The 25,220-nt window shown below is 43.9% G+C and carries 16 protein-coding genes and 1 pseudogene; 8 read left to right on the top strand and 9 right to left on the bottom strand.

All coding sequences use genetic code 11. The features are described 5' to 3' along the window. Positions 1–293 precede the first annotated feature (293 nt). Positions 294–1,541 carry an imidazolonepropionase gene (gene hutI / locus QM830_RS06365; protein WP_414326013.1) on the bottom strand — a complete coding sequence of 416 codons (1,248 nt, stop codon included), beginning with the start codon at positions 1,539–1,541 and terminating at the stop codon, positions 294–296. 200 nt (positions 1,542–1,741) lie between these two features. Between hutI and QM830_RS06370 the strand changes: the two genes are divergently transcribed. The 8 genes from QM830_RS06370 (at position 1,742) to hutG (ending at position 11,916) form a co-directional block, all read left to right on the top strand. After that, positions 1,742–3,772 carry a urocanate hydratase gene (locus tag QM830_RS06370; protein ID WP_009731605.1) on the top strand — a complete coding sequence of 677 codons (2,031 nt, stop codon included), beginning with the start codon at positions 1,742–1,744 and terminating at the stop codon, positions 3,770–3,772. Between the two features lie 81 nt (positions 3,773–3,853). Further along, on the top strand, positions 3,854–4,753 hold the full coding sequence (gene ftcD / locus QM830_RS06375; RefSeq protein ID WP_006595667.1) for a glutamate formimidoyltransferase: 900 nt from the start codon (positions 3,854–3,856) through the stop codon (positions 4,751–4,753). A 12-nt stretch (positions 4,754–4,765) separates the two neighbouring features. Beyond that, positions 4,766–5,395 carry a cyclodeaminase/cyclohydrolase family protein gene (locus QM830_RS06380; protein ID WP_414326014.1) on the top strand — a complete coding sequence of 210 codons (630 nt, stop codon included), beginning with the start codon at positions 4,766–4,768 and terminating at the stop codon, positions 5,393–5,395. A gap of 52 nt (positions 5,396–5,447) precedes the next feature. Further along, a complete protein-coding gene (locus QM830_RS06385; RefSeq protein ID WP_414326015.1) occupies positions 5,448–7,121 on the top strand; it encodes a formate--tetrahydrofolate ligase in 1,674 nt (557 codons plus the stop codon). 15 nt (positions 7,122–7,136) lie between these two features. Then, positions 7,137–7,715 carry a HutD family protein gene (locus QM830_RS06390; RefSeq protein WP_414326016.1) on the top strand — a complete coding sequence of 193 codons (579 nt, stop codon included), beginning with the start codon at positions 7,137–7,139 and terminating at the stop codon, positions 7,713–7,715. Between the two features lie 21 nt (positions 7,716–7,736). Continuing rightward, positions 7,737–9,065, top strand: coding sequence for an APC family permease (locus QM830_RS06395; protein WP_414326017.1), 1,329 nt, complete (start codon positions 7,737–7,739; stop codon positions 9,063–9,065). A gap of 232 nt (positions 9,066–9,297) precedes the next feature. Next, on the top strand, positions 9,298–10,839 hold the full coding sequence (gene hutH / locus QM830_RS06400; RefSeq protein ID WP_414326018.1) for a histidine ammonia-lyase: 1,542 nt from the start codon (positions 9,298–9,300) through the stop codon (positions 10,837–10,839). Positions 10,840–10,923: 84 nt separating this feature from the next. Beyond that, complete coding sequence (gene hutG, locus QM830_RS06405) at positions 10,924–11,916, top strand: formimidoylglutamase (RefSeq protein WP_414326019.1); 993 nt, start codon at positions 10,924–10,926, stop codon at positions 11,914–11,916. 143 nt (positions 11,917–12,059) lie between these two features. Here the strand turns inward: hutG and QM830_RS06410 are convergent, their stop codons facing one another. From QM830_RS06410 to QM830_RS06445, 8 genes and pseudogenes are all read right to left on the bottom strand, one after another. Continuing rightward, the gene (locus QM830_RS06410) at positions 12,060–14,996 is read right to left on the bottom strand and encodes an AAA family ATPase (protein WP_414326020.1); all 2,937 of its coding nucleotides are present in this window, start codon (positions 14,994–14,996) and stop codon (positions 12,060–12,062) included. A gap of 131 nt (positions 14,997–15,127) precedes the next feature. Continuing rightward, positions 15,128–16,003: a methylenetetrahydrofolate reductase [NAD(P)H] gene (gene metF, locus QM830_RS06415; protein ID WP_009731614.1), complete on the bottom strand. Its 876-nt coding sequence runs from the start codon at positions 16,001–16,003 to the stop codon at positions 15,128–15,130. Between the two features lie 71 nt (positions 16,004–16,074). Next, positions 16,075–18,324: a 5-methyltetrahydropteroyltriglutamate--homocysteine S-methyltransferase gene (metE, locus tag QM830_RS06420; protein ID WP_414326022.1), complete on the bottom strand. Its 2,250-nt coding sequence runs from the start codon at positions 18,322–18,324 to the stop codon at positions 16,075–16,077. Between the two features lie 311 nt (positions 18,325–18,635). After that, positions 18,636–20,243: an alpha-glucosidase gene (locus tag QM830_RS06425; RefSeq protein ID WP_009731616.1), complete on the bottom strand. Its 1,608-nt coding sequence runs from the start codon at positions 20,241–20,243 to the stop codon at positions 18,636–18,638. Between the two features lie 69 nt (positions 20,244–20,312). Next, a complete protein-coding gene (locus tag QM830_RS06430) occupies positions 20,313–22,544 on the bottom strand; it encodes a glycoside hydrolase family 31 protein (protein WP_009731617.1) in 2,232 nt (743 codons plus the stop codon). Between the two features lie 146 nt (positions 22,545–22,690). Further along, positions 22,691–22,786 (bottom strand): annotated as a pseudogene (locus QM830_RS06435) (CPBP family intramembrane glutamate endopeptidase); the annotation flags it as partial. Positions 22,787–23,131: 345 nt separating this feature from the next. Next, positions 23,132–23,806: a potassium channel family protein gene (locus tag QM830_RS06440; protein WP_414326024.1), complete on the bottom strand. Its 675-nt coding sequence runs from the start codon at positions 23,804–23,806 to the stop codon at positions 23,132–23,134. A 9-nt stretch (positions 23,807–23,815) separates the two neighbouring features. Beyond that, positions 23,816–25,198 (bottom strand): TrkH family potassium uptake protein, encoded by a 1,383-nt coding sequence (locus QM830_RS06445; RefSeq protein WP_414326026.1) that lies wholly within the window; start codon positions 25,196–25,198, stop codon positions 23,816–23,818. Positions 25,199–25,220: the final 22 nt, after the last annotated feature.

The following is a 25,220-nucleotide window of genomic DNA, read 5'->3' on the forward strand; positions in this document are numbered from 1 at the left end:
TTGTCTCCTCACAATTTCTAGACAGGTTATTTTAAAAAAACCTGTTCATTTTATTAATAGTTTAAACACTCTGTTTTCATGTTCAAACAGATGATATTGAAAAAAATATTCAATATAACTTCTATTTTATCAAGAATTTCTCTTTTTGTACATCAGAAAGTAAGAAAAATATTCTTTGAAGGTCAAATTTTTATTCTCCAATAAAGCGCTTCCATTCACTGTGGTAATCTGATAGAAAAAAGACTTTGCTGATTCTTGCAAACCAGCAAAGTCCCCAATCAAATAGAAACCGTTTAAATGACTTTTTGACCTTTCTTGTAAACATCTGTCACCAGATTTGTCGCAAAGAAATAGAAGAGATAATCTAGATTCGGTGCATCATAAATCGTGATATCTGCTTGTTTTCCAATATCCAAAGATCCAATGGTTTTGGCACGATCTACAGAATAAGCTGCATTGATGGTCACCGCATTGAGGATTTCCACTGGAGTTAGGCGCATCATGAAGCAGCCAAGGTGCATGGCAAACTGAAGATTGGCCGTCGGACAGGAGCCTGGGTTGCTATCAGTCGTTAGGGTAATAGCCATACCAGCATCCAACATCTTACGAGCCGGTGCATAGGTATCTTCCATCAGACTAAAGGTTGTTGCCGGCAAAAGATTTCCAATAACTTTTGCTTTTGCTAGTTTTTGAATGCCCTCATCGGTAATGACCATCAAGTGTTCTGCGCTAGTTGCTTTCAACTCAGCCGCCACATCTACTCCACCGATGGACTCGATTTCATCTGCATGAATCCGTAGCTTGAACCCCATTTCCTTTGCTTTCGAAAGAAGATAGCGTGATTCATCCGCTGTAAAGACACCCTTTTCACAGAAGATGTCACAGAATTCAGCCAGATTGTCTTCTTTTACCTTTGGAAGCATTTGTTCAATAATCAGATCTAAATACTCTTGAGAACGGCCCTTGTACTCTGTCGGGATCGCATGAGCTGCCATAAAGGTTGAAACCAGATCAATTTCATGGTCTCGGTCCAAGGCTGCTACTACATCTAATTGGCGTTTTTCAGTTTCCCAATCCAAACCGTAACCACTCTTGGCTTCAACAGTTGTCACCCCATGACGCAACATATAATCCAACAGTCGTTTAGACTTGTCATAGAGATTATCAAAAGATGCTTCACGTGTTGCCCGAACCGTGCTAAGAATTCCACCGCCTTGGGCGAGGATGTCTAAGTAAGAAACACCCGCTAACTTTTTAGCAAACTCATGCTCACGACTTCCTCCATAAACTAAGTGAGTGTGGCAATCAATCAGACCAGGTGTTGCGACCTTTCCTTCACAGGATTTCACTTCCGTATGGTCATCGATCAGTTCTGGATCTGGTTGACCTGTTCCAACTGCGAGGATCTTTCCATCTTTAATGGCGATATAAGCATCGGAAAGAATTTGGGCATCTGCCATCTCCTTCCCATAAAGAGGATGGCCGAGGTCCTTTGGACAAAACAACTGGTTAAAGTGGGTTAATAGAATATCAGCAGACATACGAAACATTCCTTTCTATTTCCGTTATAATTTCATTTTACAATTCTAAAGAAAAAGCGTCAAAAAAAAGTCAAAAAGTTGACCCCTCACTTTTTTTTGCTTTATTAAAAATTCTATTTTTTTTTGACTCTTTATTGACGTTTCTTCGATACAATAAAGAAAATATAAATTCATAGTTCAGCTATAAGGAGGATTCCACTATGTCATTTATAGACGAAAAAGAAATTGCAGCAGCTATGTCTGTCAAACTTGACTATGATGTCCTACCTGAAAAGGCAACTTTTCAAGAAGGTATTCGTCGTGCACCAGATAGAGGCTTCCGCTTAACGCAAGCTCAAACAGAGATTGCCCTTAAAAATGCTCTGCGTTACATTCCTAAAAAATTCCATCAAGAGTTGATCCCAGAATTCCTGGAAGAACTAAAAACTCGTGGTCGCATCTACGGCTACCGCTTTCGTCCAAAAGAACGCATCTACGGAAAACCAATTGACGAGTACAAAGGAAACTGCACCGCTGCTAAGGCTATGCAGGTCATGATTGACAACAACTTGAGCTTTGAGATTGCTCTTTATCCATATGAATTGGTCACTTACGGAGAAACAGGTTCTGTCTGTGCTAACTGGATGCAATACAACTTGATCAAGAAATACTTGGAAGTCATGACGGAAGACCAAACCTTGGTCGTTGAATCTGGTCACCCACTCGGTCTCTTCAAATCTAAACCAGAAGCTCCTCGCGTAATCATTACCAACGGTCTATTGATTGGTGAGTATGACAACATGCACGATTGGGAAATTGCTGAAGAGATGGGCGTTACCAACTACGGTCAAATGACTGCTGGTGGCTGGATGTACATCGGCCCTCAAGGAATCGTCCACGGTACCTTCAACACCCTTCTCAATGCTGGTCGTCTGAAACTCGGCGTTGCTGACGATGGTGACTTGACCGGTAAACTCTTTATTTCATCTGGTCTCGGTGGGATGAGTGGCGCTCAAGGGAAAGCAGCTGAAATTGCAAAAGCTGTTGCCATCGTTGCAGAAGTAGACCGCTCTCGGATCGAAACTCGTCACTCCCAAGGTTGGATTAGCCAAGTAACCGACAGTGCCGAAGAAGCTGTGAAATTGGCTCAAGCAGCCCTGGAAGCTGGTGAATCTACTTCTATTGCCTACCATGGTAATATCGTAGACTTGCTTGAATATGTCAATGAACACCAAGTCCATGTTCATCTCTTGTCTGACCAAACCTCTTGCCACAACGTTTACGATGGTGGTTATTGTCCAGCTGGTATTAGCTTTGAAGAACGGACACGCTTGTTGGCAGAAGACAAGGAAACCTTCCACCGTCTCGTCGATGAAACTTTGGCTCGCCACTTCGCAGTGATTAAAGATTTGACCGCTAAAGGTACCTACTTCTTCGACTATGGTAATGCCTTCATGAAATCTGTTTATGACTCAGGCATCAAGGAAATTTCTAAGAATGGTCTCGATGACAAAGACGGATTCATTTGGCCATCTTATGTAGAAGATATCATGGGACCTATGCTCTTTGACTATGGTTATGGTCCATTCCGTTGGGTCTGCCTCAGCGGTAAACACGAAGACTTGATTGCAACTGACCATGCAGCTATGGAAGCGATTGATCCAACTCGTCGCTACCAAGACCGCGATAACTACAACTGGATTCGCGATGCTGAAAAGAACCAATTGGTGGTTGGTACAGAAGCTCGTATCCTCTATCAAGATTGTATGGGCCGTGTCAACATTGCTTTGAAATTCAATGAACTCATTCGCCAAGGTAAGATTGGACCTGTCATGATTGGACGTGACCACCATGACGTATCTGGTACAGATGCTCCATTCCGTGAAACATCAAACATCAAAGATGGATCAAACGTTACTTGTGATATGGCCGTTCAATGTTACGCTGGTAACGCTGCTCGCGGTATGAGTCTTGTTGCTCTCCACAATGGTGGTGGTACTGGTATCGGTAAAGCTATCAACGGAGGATTCGGTCTCGTTCTAGACGGTAGTCACCGAATCGACGAAATTATCAAATCTGCTATTTCATGGGATACCATGGGAGGGGTTGCCCGTCGGAACTGGGCACGGAACGATCATGCTATTGAAACAGCGATCGAATACAACCGTCTCCATGCAGGAACAGACCACATCACTATTCCTTATCTTGCAGACGAAGATTTGGTCAAAGATGCGGTTCAAAAATTGTTTTAATTCAAAAAAATAAAAATTGAGAAAGGGGAGGAGAATACATTGCCCTCCTTCCCCACTTCTCCTATAAAAAGAGGTAATCATATGGCAAAAATTGTTGAGTGTATTCCAAACTTCTCTGAAGGACGCAATCAAGCTGTAATCGACGGATTAGTCGCTACTGCAAAAAGCATTCCAGGTGTTACATTATTAGACTATTCGTCTGATGCTAGCCACAACCGCAGCGTCTTTACACTCGTTGGGGATGAAGAAACCATTCAAGAAGCGGCTTTCCAATTGGTAAAATACGCATCTGAAAACATCGATATGACCAAACACGAAGGCGAACACCCTCGGATGGGAGCAACAGACGTTTGTCCATTCGTTCCAGTCAAAGATATCACAACAGATGAATGTGTCGAAATCGCTAATAAAGTGGCAGAACGAATCAATCGTGAATTGGGTATTCCAATCTTCCTCTATGAAGATGCCGCAACCCGTCCAGAACGCACCAACCTCGCTAAAGTTCGTAAAGGCCAATTCGAAGGAATGCCAGAAAAATTGTTGGAAGAAGACTGGAAACCAGACTACGGTGAACGCAAGATTCACCCAACTGCAGGGGTTACTGCTGTCGGTGTCCGTATGCCACTCGTTGCCTTCAATGTCAACCTTGACACAGATGATCTAGAAATTGCCAATAACATTTCTAAAATCATTCGCGGATCCAGCGGTGGATACAAATACTGTAAAGCGATTGGTGTTATGCTAGAAGATCGCAACATTGCCCAAGTTTCTATCAACATGGTCAACTTGGAAAAATTCCCATTGTATCGCGTCGTTGAAACCGTTCGTTTCGAAGCACAACGCTATGGTGTTCGAATCATCGGAACAGAACTCATCGGACTTGCTCCAGCTAAGGCTTTGATCGACTCTGCTGAGTACTACTTGCAATTAGAAGACTTTGACTACAGCAAACAAGTCTTGGAAAATCACTTGTTGGGTTAGAAAGGGAGTTCTATGAAACTAGTTGACTTAAGTATTACTGAGTTTGCCAAGGTTCTTGGTTCAGATGCCCCAGCTCCAGGTGGTGGTTCTGCTGCTGCCCTATCCGCTGCGAATGGGATTTCCCTTACAAAAATGGTCTGTGAACTGACCATTGGTAAGAAAAAATACGCTGAATTTGAAGACCACATCAAAGGGGTTCACGAAAAAAGTGCCCACCTCCAAGATCAATTACTAGAAGCTATTGACAAGGATACAGAAGCTTTCAACGTCGTATCAGCTGTCTTTGATCTTCCAAAAGAAACCGAAGAAGAGAAAGCCGCTCGTCGCGAAGCCATGCAAAAAGCCTTGAAACATGCGACAGTATCTCCTTTCTCTATGATGGAACTCATCGTTGAAGCTCTTGAAACCACCAAAGAAGCTGTTGGTAAGTCCAACACCAATGCGGCGAGCGACTTAGGAGTGGCTGCTCTCAACCTTAAAGCTGGCCTTCAAGGGGCTTGGCTCAATGTCCTGATCAACATTTCAGGAATCAAGGACCAAGACTTTGTCCAAGAATACCACGGCAAGGGTCTCGAACTCCTCCAAACAGGTTCTGAGCTTGCAGATAGCATTTACCAAACTATTTTAGAAAGTCTATCTTAAGCCTACCAATCAACGTTATAACTTTAATACCTACAAAGAAAGAAGGGATTCTATGGTTTTATCGGATATTGAAATCGCCAATTCTGTCCAAATGAAACCCATCACCGAAATCGCTGCCGAATTAGGATTAACTGAAGAGGATATTTCTCTCTACGGAAAATATAAAGCAAAAATTGATGGCAACCAATTGGAACAATTGAAAGATAAGGAAGATGGAAAACTGATTCTTGTGACAGCCATCTCTCCGACACCTGCTGGAGAAGGAAAGACAACAACCTCTGTTGGGTTAGTGGACGCCCTCTCTGCTATCGGTGAGAAAGCCGTCATTGCCCTCCGCGAACCATCTCTTGGCCCTGTCTTTGGGATCAAGGGTGGTGCTGCTGGTGGAGGTTACGCTCAAGTTGTTCCAATGGAAGACATCAACCTTCACTTTACAGGGGACTTCCATGCCATTGGGATTGCCAACAACCTGCTCGCAGCCTTAATTGACAATCATATTCACCACGGCAATGAGTTAGGCATTGATTCTCGTCGCATCACTTGGAAACGAGTAGTCGACATGAACGACCGTCAACTCCGCCATATTGTCGACGGCCTTCAAGGAAAAACAAACGGAGTTCCTCGTGAAGATGGTTTCGACATCACAGTGGCTTCTGAAATCATGGCTATTCTCTGTCTCTCAGAAAACATCCTTGACCTTAAAGAACGCCTTGATCGTATCATTATCGGTTACAACTACCAAGGGCAACCCGTGACAGCTAAAGACCTCAAAGCTGGTGGTGCTATGGCAGCTGTTCTCAAAGATGCCATTCATCCCAACTTGGTACAAACTTTAGAACATACTCCTGCTATCATCCACGGTGGTCCATTTGCCAATATCGCTCATGGCTGTAACAGTGTGCTGGCTACTAAACTAGCTCTCAAATATGCAGACTATGTTGTGACAGAAGCTGGTTTTGGAGCAGACTTAGGTGCTGAAAAATTCATTGACATCAAGTGCCGCATAGCAGGACTTAAACCTTCTGCCGTAGTCCTCGTCGCAACCATCCGTGCTCTCAAGATGCATGGTGGAGTTGCCAAAGCGGACTTGGCTACTGAAAATGTCCAAGCCGTTATCGATGGTCTGCCAAACCTCGACAAACACTTGGCCAACATCCAAGAAGTCTACGGTCTACCTGTAGTGGTTGCCATTAACAAATTCCCACTGGATACAGAAGCGGAACTTGAAGCCGTATACGAATCATGTAAGAAACGCAATGTAGATGTGGTCATTTCAGATGTCTGGGCAAATGGTGGAGCTGGTGGACGCGAACTGGCTGAAAAAGTCATTCAACTAGCTCAAGAAGAAAATCACTTCTCTTATGTCTATGACGAAGAAGACAGCATTGAAACAAAATTGACCAAGATTGTCACAAAAGTTTATGGTGGTAAAGACATTAGCTTAACACCGGCGGCCAAACGCGAACTAAAAGAATTAGAAGCACTTGGTTTCTCAAACTACCCAATCTGTATGGCCAAAACACAATATTCCTTCTCCGATGATGCCAAGAAGATCGGAGCACCGACAGATTTCACTGTCAAAATCAGTAACCTTAAGGTAGCAGCCGGAGCTGGCTTTATCGTCGCTCTCACCGGAACGATCATGACCATGCCTGGCCTGCCAAAAGTTCCAGCCAGTGAAAAGATTGATATCGATGCCCAAGGCAATATCACTGGTCTCTTTTAAGAAAGAGGACGTCCTATGGTGACTATCCTTCATCTTACCCCTTCAGATTATCAGATATCTACTTGGTCCGGTGGCCAAACCACCCAACTCTTCCTCTCTCCAAAAGAGGGAAGTTATCAGGATCGAACCTTTGATTTCCGACTCTCTACTGCAACAGTAGAGGTTGAAACAAGTGATTTTAGCGATCTCACTGGCTTCCACCGAATCTTAATGCCCTTGAATGACTCCATTCGACTCACCCATCAACACAAAGAAGTGGTCTTGAATCCATTTCAAAGCTACTTCTTTGACGGAGGAGATCCTGTATCTAGCCAAGGGACCTGCCAAGATTTTAATCTGATCTACAAACCTTCCTATCAGGGGAATATGAGTGCTATATCCCCATATGAAAGTGCCACGAGTCAGAGTCGCTATCAATTTATATACGCTCTCTGTCCTCTCACACTCCAATGGGAAACAGGACAATCTCAAACCCTCCAAACTCACGAGCTCCTGGTTATCGAACAAGCATCTCCTCTTCAAGAGATGACAATCACGTTTTCACCCCTTCAGTCTGGGGAGCAACCGATTGCTATCTGGACTGTACTTAAATAATGTTCAAAAAGGAGAGACATTATGAACGGAGCACATAAACAGTCGATTGAGGAACAGGAAAAAGCCAAATTCAGCTTTAGCGGTGCCACTCTATACGGTATCAATGCCGTGATCGGGTCTGGTATCTTCCTCTTGCCACAAAAAATTTATGCCGGTTTAGGACCAGCTTCCCTAGCCGTCATGTTCGGAGTAGCTATTCTTGTTATGCTACTATCAGCCTGTCTGGCTGAAACGGCTGGCTACTTCGATAAAAACGGTGGAGCCATGCAATACTCCAAAGCAGCTTTCGGAGACTTTGTCGGCTTTAACGTCGGAATTCTCGGTTGGGCCGTTACCGTTATCGCTTGGGCGGCTATGCTAGCTGGTTTTGCTAAAATCTTCATCATTACCTTCCCAGCCTTCGAAGGCTACAACCTACAGATTAGTATTGCCTTACTAATCCTATTAAGTATCATGAACATCGCTGGTTTGAAAACATCGAAAATGTTCACACTGACAGCTACTGTTGCGAAATTAATCCCTATCGTTCTCTTCTCACTCTTTGCTATCTTCTTCATTTCAGGAGGCGTGAGCAAGGGCAACTTCACACCTTTCCTTCAATTGGAAAGCGGATCAACTCTCTTTAGTGCTATTTCGAGTACCGCTGTTTACATCTTCTACGGATTTATCGGATTTGAAACCATGTCCATCGTTGCAGGGGAAATGCGGAATCCTGAAAAGAACGTTCCCCGTGCCATTTTAGGATCTATCAGTATCGTCTCAGTTCTCTACATGTTGATCATCGCTGGAACAATCGCTATGCTCGGTGGTCGCATTATGCAAACTGGTGCACCGGTACAAGACGCATTTGTTGAAATGATTGGCCCTATCGGAGCTCCTCTCGTTTCATACGGTGCCCTCATTTCAATCGCCGGTCTAAACATTGGTGAATCTATTATGGTTCCTCGTTTCGGGGCAGCCCTAGCAGATGAAAAACTCTTGCCAGAAGGTCTTGGAAAAACAAACTCTAAGAATGCTCCAGTCATTGCCATTATTATTTCTGGTATCTTCGCTTTCTTACTCTTGCTTACAGGTTCCTTTGAATCATTAGCAACCTTCAGCGTAGTCTTCCGTTTCTTCCAATACATTCCAACTGCTTTGGCAGCACTCAAACTCAGAAAAATGTATCCAGACAAAAAGGTTACCTTCCGAGTGCCATTTGGTCCTGTTATTCCAATTTTAGCTGTTGTGATTAGTATCTTGATGATTGCAGGTGACAATCTAATGAACTTTGCATGGGGAGCTATCGGTCTAGTGATCGCCAGTGGACTCTATTTCGTTTTCCACGGAGATAAACTAGGTAAATCATAAAGCATTCTTCACTCATTTTCTTAATACACTAGATGGGAACTCTGGCGGGAGTAGGCTTAGGTTCTACTCCCCAGCCCATCTATGCTTTCACGAATATCAAACATGAGCTCTTTTCTCTAAGCCTCCTTTAGATCCCTATAAGCTGGATAGACAATGGGCCCATGTTTGGTATTCAAATTGAAGTACACAAACCTACTTCTACAGAACAACTACTCATAATCGGAGGTTTTATATGACTCAATTGATTCATTTAGATGGTAATAGCTTAACACTCGAAGAAGTCATCGCCGTAGCTCGCCATGGTGCCCAATGTGAGCTTGACGAACAAGCAAAAGAAGCTGTCGTCGCTTCTCGTAAGATTGTCGATGATATCGTCCGTGAAAAACGAGTGGTCTATGGTGTTACCACTGGCTTTGGTTCCCTCTGTAATGTCAGCATCTCTCCAGAAGATACTGTTCAACTTCAAGAAAACTTGATCCGAACTCATTCATCTGGTTTCGGTGATCCACTTCCAGAAGATGCCGTTCGTGCCATCATGCTGATCCGTATCAACTCGCTCTTGAAGGGCTATTCTGGCATTCGTCTGTCAACTGTTGAAAAACTGTTGGAATTGCTCAATAAAGGGGTGACTCCTTATATTCCAGAAAAAGGATCTCTCGGAGCTTCTGGAGACCTCGCTCCTCTATCTCACATGGTTTTACCAATGTTGGGACTTGGACAGGCCTACTACAAGGGTCAACTCTTAAGCGGTCAAGAAGCTCTCGACCAATCTGGTATTGAAAAGATCCAATTGGCTGCAAAAGAAGGGCTTGCCTTGATCAATGGTACAACCGTTCTAACTGGTATCGGAGCTCTTGCAACCTACGACGGTATCCAACTGCTCAAACTTTCTGATATTGCCGGTGCTCTTTCAATGGAAGTCCACAATGGTATTACCAGTCCATTTGAAGAAGACCTTCATACCATCCGTCCTCAAAGTGGACAATTGGCAACTGCTCGCAACATCCGTAACCTCCTTGAAGGAAGCAAAAACACAACCGTTGCAACCCAACAACGGGTACAAGACCCTTACACACTCCGTTGTATCCCTCAAATCCACGGAGCCAGCAAGGATTCTATTGCTTATGTAAAAGAAAAAGTTGAAATCGAAATCAACTCTGTGACAGATAACCCAATTATTACTAAAGAAGGCCACGTCATCTCCGGTGGGAATTTCCACGGTGAACCAATGGCGCAACCATTTGACTTCTTAGGGATTGCCCTTTCTGAAATCGGAAATGTATCTGAACGTCGGGTGGAACGCTTGGTCAACAGCCAGCTTAGTAAATTACCATCCTTCTTGGTTAAACACCCTGGACTCAACTCAGGCTTCATGATTACGCAGTATGCGTGTGCATCCCTTGCATCTGAAAACAAAATCTTGTCTCACCCAGCTAGCGTCGATTCTATTCCTTCTTGTGAAAACCAAGAAGACTTCGTCAGCATGGGAACAACAGCAGCTCGTAAAGCGGCTGAAATTCTTAAGAATTCACGTCGCATCGTTGCTACTGAAATTATGGCAGCCTGCCAAGCTTTGGATCTCAAACCAGAAAATCATGAACTTGGTAAAGGTACAAAACCTGCCTATGACCTGATCCGCAACAAGGTTTCCTTCATTGAATTTGACAAAGACATCGAAATCTTTGAAGAACTCAATAAGGCATCTGCTGTTGTCGAAAGTGAAGAATTCTTAGCAACTATTGAAAAAGCAGTTGACTTAAACATTCAATACTGATACAGTAAAGATATAGCAAAAACAGAGGCTGGCGATTTTCTCAGCCTCTGAATGCTTTCAAAAAATATAAGGGAGGCAACGACCTTGCTTACAAACTACTATCCAATGACCTATAGCTATTACCAAGGTAGTATCGAGGATAATCCCTACACTGCCAAATGGGGCATGGTCACAAAATTTCTAGATCTAAATGATGAGTCCCTCACTCCATTTGAGGGTACGACCTTTGGGATTATCGGCTTTAAAAGTGATAAAGGCGTCTATATCAACAATGGACGTGTAGGAGCTGTCGAGGGCCCAACAGCTATTCGTTCTCAAATTGCCAAGCTTCCATGGCACTGGGGGACTAATGTTACAGTTTATGATGTTGGGAATATTGACGGTCCCAATCATTCGCTGGGAGAACTCCAAGAAAGTCTCTCACAAGCAATACAGCGCATGTACCAATTAGGTATCCAACCCATTGTTCTAGGAGGCGGTCATGGAACTGCTTATGGACACTACCTGGGGATCGAATCGAGCCTAAAAAAGGATGAACAACTAGCTGTGATCAATCTAGACGCCCATTTTGACTTGCGCCCATATGACCAAACTGGTCCCAACTCTGGAACAGGTTTTCGTCAAATGGCCGATCACGCAAAAGATAAAGGGCATGACTTCCCTTACCTCATCCTTGGAATCCAAGAGCACAATAACAATCTCTTTCTCTTTAATTACGTGGCTAAAACACCAAGCATTGATTTCTTAACGGGTCAAGATCTCTTCCAGATGAGCCACCCAGCCATTCTAGAACATATCGATCGATTCTTAGAACATCAAACAGCCGTCTACCTCTCCATCGATATGGACTGCTTTGCGGTCGGTTCTGCTCCTGGTGTCAGTGCCATTCAATCATTGGGGGTCGATCCTAAACTGGCCCTTATGCTGATCCAACATATTGCAGCCAGTGGGAAACTGATTGGCTTTGATATCGTGGAAGTTTCGCCTCCACATGATATTGATAACCACACTTCAAACCTTGCTGCGACCTTCATCTTTTACCTGACCCAAATCTTAGCGCAACAAACATTGAACTAGAAACATTTCTACACACATAAAAGGCATAGAATAACCTATCTTTACGGTCTTTCTATGCCTTTTTCTTTCTTCATGACCTGCCACTAGAAAGATCCCTAAGTAAGAGAAGGGCATTCCTGTCTCAGTATTTTTGAGAAAATGCCCTAGATCTCTCTTAATTTCTTAAGAAACTGCTGGTCCCTGTATGGATTCAAGTGTTGCTCCGCTACCTTCTTGTAGTAGTTCTTTTCTTCTTTTAAGAAGGTGCTCAGGACAGGATCCAGTTGCTTCCCTTTTTCCTTCTGATCTGTCAAGAGAGCTAGGAGATAATGAACCATCCCCTTATCCCTTGCATTGACAGATTGGTTCATGGTCAGTTCTTTACGAGCTAGGTAATCCGCCACTTTCTCATCTTCTCCCTGATGACAGGCGATTAAGGATTGATAAAATTCTAGCAATTCTTCCTTCCAAGGGAAACGAACACTGGATAAAATTTTCTGAGCTCGGTCAAAACAGAGGCGTGCTTGGACGAGATCCCCCTTCCAGTAATAGGCGATTCCCAGATCAATATCAAATACGACACGGACAGAATCAACTGCTTGATCTCCCACCAAACGCAAGACCTCTTCTAAGTGGGTGACGGCTACTTGGAAATGACCTCTAATTTGCTCTATTTCAGCCAAGTAAGCCAAAGAAGCCGCAATTTGAATAGCATATTTAGCCTGCATGCTATTGGTCAAACTAAAGCAATCAATGGAGCGATAAAGATGACGTGTAGCCTGTTCTTCATCACCTACCATCAGATGGTACAAGCCTTTCAAGCGCAACTGAATCGCAATGGCTTCATGGTTATTGGCTTGGATAGCATCTTCTAAAGCCAGATCCGTATAATAGGCCATTTCAGAAATATTTTCTGTTTGAATGCAATAATAAATGATTTGGCGATAGCCTTCCAAGAGAAAGTCCAGTCGTTTGAGCTCCCTTGCATAGGAGATGACCTTTTGAATATCATGGATGCCCTTTTGGTACTCACCGATTCGAATAAAATAGCGTCCTTCCAGATACAAATAGCGTAGTTGTAAATATTTGTATTCTCTATCTCTTTGGTGTCTCGAGAAAAGCTCCTCTAGTTCATGATGTAGGCGGGTCAACTCCGCCAAAATATCTAAATGGCTATTTTTACCGTCCGATACAAGCCCCTCATCTCCCTTGGAGTAAATTGGAAACAGTTCATGCTCCAGCTGGAGGATTTCTTCCAAGTAGGTCAACTCAAAAGACAAGGAACGCAAGTGATTTTGGGACTGCTTGTATTGGTAAGCAATTTCCTTATAGAAGAGAAGATCCGTCGAATCTTCTAGAGTTTCTTCTAGTTTTTGAGCAATTTGTTGGTGAAAAAGACGCCGTCTGGCAGGTGAGAGGAGCTGGTAAAAGTACATGGCTACTAATTGCTTGCGAAAATGAACCAAAAGATCCTCACCATCTTCTACTATTGAGATAATGGCTCTTTCAGATAAAGGCTCTAATAGTTCTGTCAAGGCAGAAAGATCGGTAGCCGTCAAATCAGCCAAGATAGATATAGAAATGGGCTTATGAAAACAAGACAAGTAGTGAAGAAGCGCTTCTTCCTCACTGCTCATATCACCCAATTCTTGAAATAGATAGGCCTGAATGATATCAGGCAAGGGCTCTAAACTTTCCTTCTCTTTCCATTCTTCTATATAGCTAGACAACAAGAAGGGACTGCCTTCGCTCCACTCCATCATCTGCTCGATAAGAGCTGGTTCTATCTGCCCCAATTGATCTTGCAAGAGTGACCGACTTTCCTCCGGATTAAAATTGGTCAATTCTAGCTGGGACAACCGTCTCTCAACTTTCAAGCCTCCTAAGAACTTGACCAAGAAATCTGACAATGGCCCCTCAGCTGTAAAAATTACTTGCCATTTTTCTTGTCCTCTACTTTCCTCTAATTGCTTCACTTTTTCCAATGAAACCGCATCGATCCACTGGGCATTTTCAAAAAGAAGCAGGAGAGGTTTTTCTTGGCTGAGCCTTTGAAGTTGCTCCCGTACAGATACGAGATCACTCTCCCCTCCTAATAAAGAGCTTGCTGGATCTCCGCTTAATTTCTCTAGAGCTTGTATGAGACCACTCCAGCTACTTCCTGCTTCCTGAGAACTCCCCGCTCTGCCTTCGACCTTGACAAAACCAAAATTCCGATTGGTCATCAAGACCAACTGACGCAATAAACGTTTTTTGCCTGTTCCAGATTGCCCCATCACAAGGAAGGGCCCCACAGCTTTTCCTGTCTCTACCAGTGAGAGGTATTCTTCTAGTTGGGACAGTTCTTGCTTGCGACCAAAAAAGGGAAGTTCTCGAATATTCACCCGATTGCTCTGTTTATGGGTACGTTTGGCTTCCAAAACAGAATGATAGAGTTCTTCTACAGCTCGACTAGGGCGAACACTGAGTTCACGATCCAATAAATCGACCAACTTGTAATAGGTCTCAAAAAATTTTCCTAGCTGATGGTGAATCCTATAATACTCCATCAAGAGCTGATAGTTTTTTTCTTCAAATTCATCCAGCTCTACTAAATGGTGAAGTAAAGACTCTATACTAGGCTCGCCAAAACCATCTTGGGCAATCTTCTGATAACAGCTTTCGATATAGAGTTGCTTATACGTGCTCTTTTTTCGAGAAGCCCATTGATCAAAATCTTCATCATCCTTTACATAGAAACCTTCTAGAAACTCTCCCTGGTAAAGCTCTAAATTTCCTATTGGATCCCTTTCAAAGAGCTGAACATCCAAAGAAAGTCTCAAATCAGGATTAAGAGCCAAACTACTCCTAGTCGGAGAGACGATAACATCTCCTTCAAAGATTTTATTGGCTTGATAAACTGTATTCCGTAAATTTTTTCGAGCTACTTGGTTTTCTTTATCTCCCCAAAGAATACCGGCTATTTCATCACGATTGACCTCCCCCATTACAGCTAAGTAATAGAATAAAGCCTCCATCTTCGAGAAGGAAAAACGAATATCTTTCTGATTAAAAATAACCTTAGGGGGTCCAAATAACTTCAACGTGAGTTCTCTCTTCATTGCAAGCGCCTCCAAAATCTTCATATTAATACTATAAAAAAAAAGTTGCCTTTTGGCAAGCGATTGGCCCAAGAAAAAAGAGACTGAGAAAAATTTTTCTCAATCTCTACAATTCCTACTTAGACTGTTGATTAAATCACTTCCAACTTTGGTTGGTGTTCAAATAAGGCTTTTGTTGCATGGTGGACATGATAGGCCACATCTTCATTGTTCATGGTGTAGAGATGGACACCGGCAACATCTTGTGTGACCAAATCAACGATTTGATCCACCGCATAGGCCAAACCAGCCGCACGAAGGGATTCTGGATCATGTTCATACTTATCCAGGATGGCTTTGAACTTCCGTGGGATATGAACATTTTCACAAGTCTTCAACAAGCGAAGGGCCTGATTTCTGTTAAGAATTGGCATCACCCCTGCATGAATGGGAACATCAATTCCCGCCAAGGTACACTTATCTTGGAAATCATAGAAGCGCTCATTGTCAAAGAAAAGTTGCGTCACCAAGCTCGAGCATCCAGCATCTACCTTCTTTTTAAGGTTTTGAATGTCTGAAATTTGACTAGGTGAATCCGGGTGACCTTCTGGGTAACAAGCACCGATCACATCAAAGTGAGGAGCTTCTGTTTTAATGAATTCAATCAAGTCCGTTGCATAACGAAAGTCTTTTAAAGGCTCAATACCAGGAATAATGTCACCACGAAGGGCCAAGATCCGATGAACTCCCACTTGATCCAACTCATGAAGGGTATCTGCCACTTTTTCCTTGCTTAAATAAATAGCAGGTAAGTGGGCAATGGTCGGAATAGACAATTCATTCTGAATATGATTGGCTAAAGCAACCGTCGTCTCTTTGATATTGTATTTGTTATTGCTAGCGGTCACACTGATAAAGTGAGGAGCTAATTCCTGCATATTTTCCAAGGCACGTAAGAGCTTGGCATTGCCTACTTCAGGATTTGGAGGGAAAACCTCAAAGGAGAGCGACGGTGTTTGCTTAGTCATCAAATGTATTCCTTTCTTGATTGAGCAATTCTTTCTTTGCTATCGAGCAAGCTTAGGAAGTTCTGCTTGCCTTATAGCGCTTTACGAGCAGCTTTTGCCGCTTCTACAAGACGGATCAAGCTTTCTCTCGTTTCTTTGATACCACGTGTTTTCAAACCACAGTCAGGGTTGATCCATACTTTTTTGCTTGGTACTTTAGCAAGGATGGCTTCGATGGTGTGGTCGATTTCGCCTTCGTTAGGCACACGAGGAGAGTGGATATCGTAAACTCCAGGACCCACTTCTGTCTGGAAGTTTTGAGCTTTGAGTTCGTCCAAGATTTCAAGGTTTGAACGGCTCGCTTCAAATGAGATCACGTCCGCATCCATGTTATCGATGGCTGGGATGATATCTGTAAATTCTGAGTAACACATGTGTGTGTGGATCTGTGTATCTGGCGCAACTGTTGAGTGTACCAAACGGAAGGCTGGAATAGCCCAGTCAAGGTAATCTTCATACCAGTCGCTACGACGGAGTGGCAATTTCTCACGAAGAGCAGCCTCGTCGATTTGGATGATTTTCACGCCTGCTGCTTCAAGGTCAAGAACTTCCTCCTTGATGGCAAGAGCGATTTGAAGAGTTGAATCCTTAATAGAGATGTCTTCACGTGGGAATGACCAGTTAAGGATGGTCACAGGTCCAGTCAACATCCCTTTAACAGGTTTGTTCGTACGGCTTTGTGCGTAGCTAGACCATTTCACAGTGATTGGGTTGAGACGAGTGACATCACCCCAGATAATTGGCGGTTTCACCCCACGCATACCGTATGATTGTACCCAACCGTTTTTAGAGAAGAGGTAACCTGACAAGTTTTGACCGAAGTACTCAACCATGTCGTTCCGCTCGAATTCACCGTGTACAAGCACGTCAAATCCAACTTCTTCTTGCCATTTAATCCATTCGTCGATGGTTTCAGCAAGGAATGCATCGTATTCTTCTTGAGTCAATTCACCCTTACGGAAGGCCAAACGTTTAGCGCGAACTTCCTTCGTTTGAGGGAAGGATCCGATGGTTGTTGTTGGAAGAGCTGGAAGTTTGAAGGCATCTTCTTGGATAGCTTCACGTTCAGCAAAGGCTGGCAAACGAGTGTAGTCTGCGTCAGTCAATCCTGCAATACGAGCACGAAGTTCCACATTTTCACCAACACGTTCCGTCGCAAAGAGTTCTTTGTTGGCAGCAAGAGCTTGTTCTCCTTGGCCGTTGCGGATAGCATCCAAGTCACGGATTTCATCCAATTTTTCAACTGCAAAGGCAAAGTGGTTCAAGATAGCTGGTTCAAAGTCTTCATTAGCAGTTGTAAATGGCACATGAAGGAGTGAACATGAGCTTGTCAAAACGATGTTTTCAGCTGGAATTTGCTCAAGAACAGCCAAGCTCTTTTCGTAGTTGTTACGCCAGATGTTCTTACCATTGACAATACCCGCATAGAGAGTCTTGTCAGCTGGGAAGCCACCTTTAACGAGTTCAAGAGTTTTCTTCCCTTCCACAAAGTCCAAACCAATCGCATCTACTGGCAAGTTCACAAGGTCAGAGTAGATATCACGAACGTCACCAAAGTAAGTTTGGATCAAGACTTCGAGACCTTTTTTGTCAGCCAAGAGCTTGTTGTAGAGGTTCAAGAAGAGAGCTTTTTCCTCTGCTGTCAAATCTTTGACAAGAGCAGCTTCGTCCAATTGGATACGAGTCGCACCAAGTTCAGCCAATTTAGCAAAAATGTCTTGATAAGCAGCTACTAAGCTATCGACGAAATCTTCTGCTTTCACGCCTTCTTCAAAGTCTGACAATTGAAGGAAAGTGAAGGGTCCAACCACAACTGGGCGAGTGTCAAGACCCAATTCTTTGGCTTCTTGGTACTCATCAAAAATCTTGTGACCAGCCAATTTAACTTCTGTTGTTTTTTCAAATTTTGGAACGATATAGTGGTAGTTGGTGTTGAACCATTTCTTCATTGGAAGAGCACGCACATCCCCTTTTTCACCTTGGTAGCCACGCGCCAAAGCGAAGTAGCGTTCAAGATCTGTCAATTCTAAGTTTTGCACAGACTCAGGAACCACGTTGAAAAGAAAGGCTGCATCTAGGAAGTTGTCATAATGTGAAAAATCATTTGATGGGATTTCAGTGATCCCTTTTTCTTTGACAATATTCCAGTGTTTGGCACGCAATTCTTTTGCAGCATCCAACAAATCTGCAGCTGTGATTTCATTTCTAAAGTATTTTTCAGTTGTAAATTTTAATTCACGGAATTCACCCAAACGAGGGAAACCGATAATTGTAGTTGACATGTTGTGTCCTCCAAAAATTCTAATTGAGACTATCATATCAGAAGATAGCAGTCTTGTATAATTGCTTTTACACGAATCTTGATATAGCCAAAAACTATAACATCGATTTAATAGGCCTTTAGAGCAAAGATTAAATGCAAAAACTAGGACTTCTTATAAAAATTTCCTATACCCCTAATCTAAGCTGGTATCACTAAACCATCTTTAAGTCAATGCTCTACAATGACATTTGCAAAGAAATAAAGCAGGCCTTCTCTAAGGAGAAAGACCTGCTTCTACAAGGAAGTGATTTCCTATTTTTCTTACGTTCATTAGGCTAATTTGACACAGAAAGCATCCCAAGGGGCCAACTTGCCTGATTCGAGGACTTGTTCCACCTTGGTATTGGCAATGAGAACCTCTTCAACCCCATTGACGAGTGGCAACTCTTGCTCTTGACTTGAGAGATTGACAACCACCAGATAGGCTTGCTCTCCTTCTACTCGCTTGTAGGCAAAAACCTTTTCGGCTGCGTCCACCAATTCATAATCAGCTGTCACAAGCCAAGGATGCTCTTTTCGCAAGGCGATGAGAGCTTGGTAGGTATAGAAAATGGAGTCTGGATCTGCAAGAGCAGCTTCTACATTAATCTCCTTATAGTTTGGGTTGACCGCAAGCCATGGACGACCTGTTGTAAAGCCGGCTTCTGCTTCATCATTCCACTGCATCGGTGTCCGTGCATTGTCCCGACCAATATGGCGGATCTGATCCATAATCACTTCGAGTAGCACACCTTTTTCTAAGGCTTCATGGGAATAGTTGATTGACTCGATATCTTCTACGTCCTCAAGGGTCTTAAATGGATAATTGGTCATTCCTATTTCTTCGCCTTGATAGATATACGGAGTTCCCTTCATCAAGTGAAGCAGAATTGCTAAAGCCTTGGCAGATTTGACACGGCAGTCGCCATCATCCCCCCAAGTTGACACAATCCGTGGGAGATCGTGATTGTTCCAAAAGAGGGAATTCCAGCCTTCGTCTGTCCCCAATTCTGTCTGCCACTTGGTAAAAATTTCCTTCAATTTAGGCACATCCAATTCTTTAGCGTAATGCCATTTTGGTTGACCCGGTTGGTATTGAAGACCAATGTGTTCAAATTGGAAGACCATGGACAATTCTTGATTTTTTGGATTGGAATATTGCTTAGCAATCTCAGGTGTCGCCCCCCAAGTTTCTCCCACGGTGAGCAGATCCTTATCGCCAAAGGTGGCTTGATTCATTTCCTTCAAGTAAGGATGAAGCATGGGACCATTGCTGATGATTTCCTGATCTGGGATCTTACCGATCATATCGATGACATCCATACGGAAGCCACCAATCCCCTTGTCAATCCAGAAATTCATCATGTCATAGATCTGATGACGAAGCTCCTCGTTTTCCCAGTTGAGGTCTGGTTGCTTCTTACTGAAGTTATGCAGGTAGTATTGGCCTGATGCTTCATCCAATTCCCAAGCAGAGCCACTAAAAGCAGAAATAATACCATTGGGCTCATCGCGCCAAATATAGAAATCCCGCTTTGGACTATCTGGATTTTCACGTGCTTCGATAAACCAAGCATGCTCATCAGAGGTATGGTTGACCACCAAGTCCATGATGATTTTGATCTTGCGTTTATGGCCTTCTGCGATCAATTCTTCCATATCTTCCATAGTCCCAAAGATGGAGGCAATATCCTCGTAATCCGAGATGTCATAGCCGTTATCATCCATGGGACTCTTGTAGACTGGTGAGAGCCAGATCGCTGTAATCCCTAATTTTTCCAAGTAGTCTAGCTTGCTCGTGATCCCCTTGAGATCCCCGATGCCATCGCCATTACTATCCTTGAAACTCTTTGGATAAACTTGGTAAATTACGGCATTATGCCACCATTTTTGTTCCATTTTTTTCTTCTCCTTTATGATTGTGAAATCACTTTCATCATACAAAAATAGGGATGAAATTGCAAGAATTTACAAGTCTTCATTCTCTTCACTGGAATAAATCACTTCAAAGAGACGTTGACGCAAACCTTCCTCTAAAGGCGTAATGACCTTCATCAACTGTTTCCAATTCTTGGCTGTTGAACAAGCCGCAAATAATTCATTCTTTCTATCGTAGGCCAGGTTGGCAGATTTCAAGAGCTCAAACATCCGATCTTCTTTTGCAGTAGGACGCGATTGCAGCTCACCCATCGCAATCTCCTGACTGTGATTGTCCACTAAGATAGGGGCTGTCTCAAAGGTATGGAGGAAGAACCGGTGCTGTCTCTTTTCAGGAAGCAGCGTTCGATCACCTGTTAAATCCAACCTAATCTTTCTTTCATCCCAATTGACAGTTAGGCGGGTTTCAACCCTGTTATCTCCTTCTCCTTCAAGGAGCACGAAGGAACGATTGTCACCTGGGAAAAGATGCCAGTCCAGCATTTCTGGGAGCTCTACCCCTGTCTGCGGTTGTGCATCCATAGGGATGACGGCTCCTGCACGCGCAAAGACCGGAATATCCTGGCTAGCTCTAAAGACTGTAAGCTTGCCTTTTCCTTCGTACTTCCAATCATGGAAGAAATCATACCAAACTCCGTCTGGGAACCAAACACTCACAGAAGCACTATGATAGACAGGATCCAGAGCCTCTGAAATTGGGGCCACCATGAGTTCACTACCAAAGAAATATTGATTTTTAGCCTCATAAGCATCTTCTTCGTTTGGATAGTGGTAATAGAGGGGCTGAACCAAAGGCAGTCCTTGTTCATGCGTCGCCACATTCATGGTGTAAAGATAAGGTAGTAAGCTGTGACGCAGGCGTAAATATCGCTTCATCCAGCGACAGGTCTCAGACGAGTAAAACCACGGTTCCTTGCTGTTAAAAGCATTACAAGAACTATGGAGACGATTGATCGGGCTAAAGACCCCAAATTGCAACCAGCGAAGAGCCAAGTCTTCATCATAGTAACCCCGCATATGGCCACCAATATCGTGACTCCACCACGTATAACCGATATTTGAAGCTGTGCTGGTAAAATAGGGTTGAAAGGCTAGGGATTCCCAAGTCACAATGGTATCCCCTGAAAAACCGATCGGATACCGGTGGCTGCCAGGACCTCCATAACGCGATAAGATAAGACCAGCTTGACCTGTACGACAATTGTCTAGATAATGATAATGATTTAACAACCAAAGGGGATCCATCTTGCCATGACTTCCCTGTTGCCAATCAATCCACCAAAAGTCGACTCCTTGATCTTCCAAGGGATGATGGACATCTTCGAAATAAGCTTCGCGAAAGGCTGGACTGTAAAAGTCAAAGCTAGCCGCTTCTTCTTTTTCCGCATCTAATCCCAAGCGTTTTGCGACCATGGGGTAAGCATCCTCGAAGGCACGAATGCCATCTGCTGGATGGACATTTAAGGTCACCTTTAAACCACGCTCATGAAGACCATGTAAGAAGGCAGCTGGATCAGGAATCAAGTCCCGGTTCCAACTATAGCCCGTCCAACCACTTCCAAAGCGAGCAGGAATCGCTGTCTTGTGCCAGTCCATATCGATCACACTGACAGCCAAAGGCACCCCTTCAGCCTTGAAACGATCCATTAAATCTGTGTACTCCTGACTGGTATAAGGCCAATACCGACTCCACCAGTTTCCCAGAGCATAACGTGGCAAGAGAGGGGGTTGTCCCGTCAGATGGTAAAAATCTTTCAAGGCCCCTAGATAATCGCGCCCATAACCGAAGAAATACAGATCCACTTCTGGACATGGCCGTGCTCTAAATCCGCTTTCGACATCATACAAGTAGGAGCTGGAATCGTCTAAAAGAGCATAACCGGCCTTGCTCAAGATCCCATCTTCCAACTCCATAGCTCCATCGACCTCGTCAAGCGTCCGACTGGTCCCTTTCAAGGTCTCAGGCTGATCACCATAGTGCCACCGGCTACCATAGACTGCATACTGACCCTTGAGCTCGATAAAAAGCCGATCCGGTGTAAAAGGTCCCTTTTCAAAATGAAGGTGGAGATGCTCCGTATGCAGATCGAGGACCTCTTCTGTCTCTACGACCTCACAGGCAACAGGTCCAAAATCACGATTTTGCACAACTTGCGTCTGACCATCTTCAAAAACACCACCCTCTGAATATTCCAAGCGCACCAAAGATTCCGTTAATACGGAGATTCGGTAGTTCTCTCCCTGTATCACTGATCCTGCCATTTGTCTTTCCTCCTCTTTTTATGGAGCATCTGACTGCCCGCTTTTTATCTGCTTCACCTCACCGTGTAAGCGTTTACGATTTTACTATAGCACTCAAAAAAAGGCCTGTCAACACCTGACAGAACCTTTCCTAAAATATTATAAGATCAACTTCCCCAATGGATCAAGAGATACATGAGACTCGATCCAAACATATCTGCCAAGACATGCATGAGGAAAAATGGCAAGAGATTCTTGACGACCTTGAGGACGGACGTTAGGTGAAATTATCCAGTGGATGATTTCAGCAATTCAGGAAGTTCCATGACTAAATTAAGATACAGAGGGCATCTGCGGAGTAAAAATTAAAAATCATATTTCTGCAGAATCATTTCACCTATTTTAGTTAAAAAATAGGTTATCAACATTCTGAGGCTGGGACAAAAGTCCTAGCCTCTTAATTGTTTTTGTACTGTTGAGCAAGACGCAGTGGTTGAGTGGGCTCTACTACGCTGATTTCATCAGCTTTTACAGCCCTACTCAACTATGCGGAGGTGGGACGACGAAATCGAATTCTAACGAATTCCCGATTTCTGTCCCACTCTCTCTCAGTTTGTTTCCTCTAAGAGGTATTGGATTCTATCCAGATACTGGTTGTCTGTCACCGCCATCACGCGCACCCCTTCTGGCCAGATAAAGTCGGGACCAATCTGACTTCGCAAAGGCTGGTCTTCCGCATCTCGATAGCCAATAATATTGAGTTGAAATTGGTCTCTGATTTCCAAGTCTCGGATGCTTTTTCCTACCCAGCTAGCTGGAACCGTAAACTCGACCACCACCACTGCTTCATCCAACTGGAAAACTTCAATCCCATGTTGGAAGAGGATCATCTTAGCTAGAGACATGCCCGCTTCTACCTCTGGTAGGATGACCAAATCAGCCCCAATCCTCTCAAGGACTTCCTTGGTCACTTCATTTTTAACCTTGGCAATGACGTGCTCGACTCCAAGGGCCTTACAGTGCATGACCGCCAGCACACTGGACTCCAGGTTTTCACCCGTCGCGATCACGACTGTGTCACAGGTACCGATATCAGCCGCATCCAAGAGGTCCATTTCTGTAATGTCTCCAACAATTCCAGTCGTAATCATGGATTCATATTGGTTGATCACATCTGCGTGATCGTCAATTGCAATAATATCCACATCCTGATCCTGTAAGGTTTTCAGGACACTCTGTCCAAAAATTCCCAATCCTAAAATTCCAATGGTTCGATTCGCCATGAGTTTCTCCTATCCGATAATGATGTCTGCCTTGGCATACTGCAAGGTATCTGCTTTCTTGGCTTGGTAATTGTTCAAACTGACCATAAGGGTCAAAGGACCAATCCGTCCGATAAACATGAGGACCATAATAATGGCTAGTCCCGCCCCATTTAAGGTCGAGGTCACATTGGCTGTCACGCCTACTGTCGCTAGAGCGGATACCACCTCAAAGACCAAATAAATAAAGCGTTGGCCATCCGGCGTCACCAAACAGATTCCTAATAGACCCACTAAGAAGGTCAACTGGAAAATCACCGCCGTCCCAAAGGAACGTTGAACAATGTCTGGTGAAATGGTACGTTTTCCTAAATTGGTATGTGGTAGCCCCAATAGTTCCTTCCGAGCCAGGAGCAAGAGGACCAGGAAGGTGGTGATCTTCATGCCCCCTGCTGTCCCACCCGGTGCTCCACCTAAAAACATCTGCAAGAGATAGACGAAGAGCGTCACTGGCCGGACTGCTGTATAATCTAAGGATGCAAAACCAGCTGTCCGCATACTGACAGTTTGGAAGAAGCTGACCAAGATCTTCTCTCCTAATGGAAGGGACCCAATGGTTGACGGGTTATCAAACTCGGTCAAGAGACTGGTTACTGTCCCAAAGAGAAGGATCGCAGCTGTTAACCAGAGAACCACCTTGGTATGGAAGCGAAGAGTCCGCCGTCCTGATTGATTACGGGCCTTGGTAGCCAGGTCAAACCAGACCATGAAGCCCAAGCCCCCAGTAATAATAAGGGCAGATAAGGTCATATTGACCAACCAATCGGTCTGGAAGCTCATCATACTATCGCCCCCAAAATTATCAAAGCCCGCATTACAAAAGGCCGAGACCGCAACAAAGATAGAGTTAAAGATTCCATGGCCCCAACCAAATCGAGGAATGAAGCGAATCATGAGGAGCAAGGCCCCCAGTCCTTCGATGGTAAAGGTGGTAATGAAAATAGAACGGACAAAACGGGCCAAGCTCTGGTTATTGCTAAAGCTAAAGCTGTCCCGGATGGTCTGTCGGTCCTTGTAGCTAAGCTTTTGGCGACCTTCCATAAAGAAGAGACCGATAAAGGTCAAGATCCCCAGGCCACCAATCTGAATCAAGAGCATACAAATCAATTGCCCCCAACCATTATAGGTCGAAGCTACTGATTGGGTAAAGAGCCCTGTCACACAGACCATGGAGACTGCTGTAAAAAGGTGGTCGACATAACCTGCTTTTGAGATTGCTTGCTGGACAAAAGGCAGACTCAATAAGAGGGAGCCCACCAGGATAACCAAGGCAAAGCTGAGAAAGATTCGCCTTGCCGGAGACAGGCTTTTAATTTTGGCCTGCCATTGTTTAAAAAATAATTTGACTAACATAGCTTCATTGTATCATAAAAAG

Origin of the sequence: Streptococcus sp. OMI750, assembly GCF_047463895.1 — a bacterium.
GTDB lineage: Bacteria > Bacillota > Bacilli > Lactobacillales > Streptococcaceae > Streptococcus.

What these genes read in the sequence shown, in the direction of transcription:
- hutI (WP_414326013.1), bottom strand. Translation starts at nt 1,541, where the DNA reads ATGTCTGCTGATATTCTATTAACCCACTTTAACCAGTTGTTTTGTCCA.
- QM830_RS06370 (WP_009731605.1), top strand. Translation starts at nt 1,742, where the DNA reads ATGTCATTTATAGACGAAAAAGAAATTGCAGCAGCTATGTCTGTCAAA.
- ftcD (WP_006595667.1), top strand. Translation starts at nt 3,854, where the DNA reads ATGGCAAAAATTGTTGAGTGTATTCCAAACTTCTCTGAAGGACGCAAT.
- QM830_RS06380 (WP_414326014.1), top strand. Translation starts at nt 4,766, where the DNA reads ATGAAACTAGTTGACTTAAGTATTACTGAGTTTGCCAAGGTTCTTGGT.
- QM830_RS06385 (WP_414326015.1), top strand. Translation starts at nt 5,448, where the DNA reads ATGGTTTTATCGGATATTGAAATCGCCAATTCTGTCCAAATGAAACCC.
- QM830_RS06390 (WP_414326016.1), top strand. Translation starts at nt 7,137, where the DNA reads ATGGTGACTATCCTTCATCTTACCCCTTCAGATTATCAGATATCTACT.
- QM830_RS06395 (WP_414326017.1), top strand. Translation starts at nt 7,737, where the DNA reads ATGAACGGAGCACATAAACAGTCGATTGAGGAACAGGAAAAAGCCAAA.
- hutH (WP_414326018.1), top strand. Translation starts at nt 9,298, where the DNA reads ATGACTCAATTGATTCATTTAGATGGTAATAGCTTAACACTCGAAGAA.
- QM830_RS06410 (WP_414326020.1), bottom strand. Translation starts at nt 14,996, where the DNA reads ATGAAGAGAGAACTCACGTTGAAGTTATTTGGACCCCCTAAGGTTATT.
- metF (WP_009731614.1), bottom strand. Translation starts at nt 16,003, where the DNA reads ATGACTAAGCAAACACCGTCGCTCTCCTTTGAGGTTTTCCCTCCAAAT.
- metE (WP_414326022.1), bottom strand. Translation starts at nt 18,324, where the DNA reads ATGTCAACTACAATTATCGGTTTCCCTCGTTTGGGTGAATTCCGTGAA.
- QM830_RS06425 (WP_009731616.1), bottom strand. Translation starts at nt 20,243, where the DNA reads ATGGAACAAAAATGGTGGCATAATGCCGTAATTTACCAAGTTTATCCA.
- QM830_RS06430 (WP_009731617.1), bottom strand. Translation starts at nt 22,544, where the DNA reads ATGGCAGGATCAGTGATACAGGGAGAGAACTACCGAATCTCCGTATTA.
- QM830_RS06440 (WP_414326024.1), bottom strand. Translation starts at nt 23,806, where the DNA reads ATGGCGAATCGAACCATTGGAATTTTAGGATTGGGAATTTTTGGACAG.
- QM830_RS06445 (WP_414326026.1), bottom strand. Translation starts at nt 25,198, where the DNA reads ATGTTAGTCAAATTATTTTTTAAACAATGGCAGGCCAAAATTAAAAGC.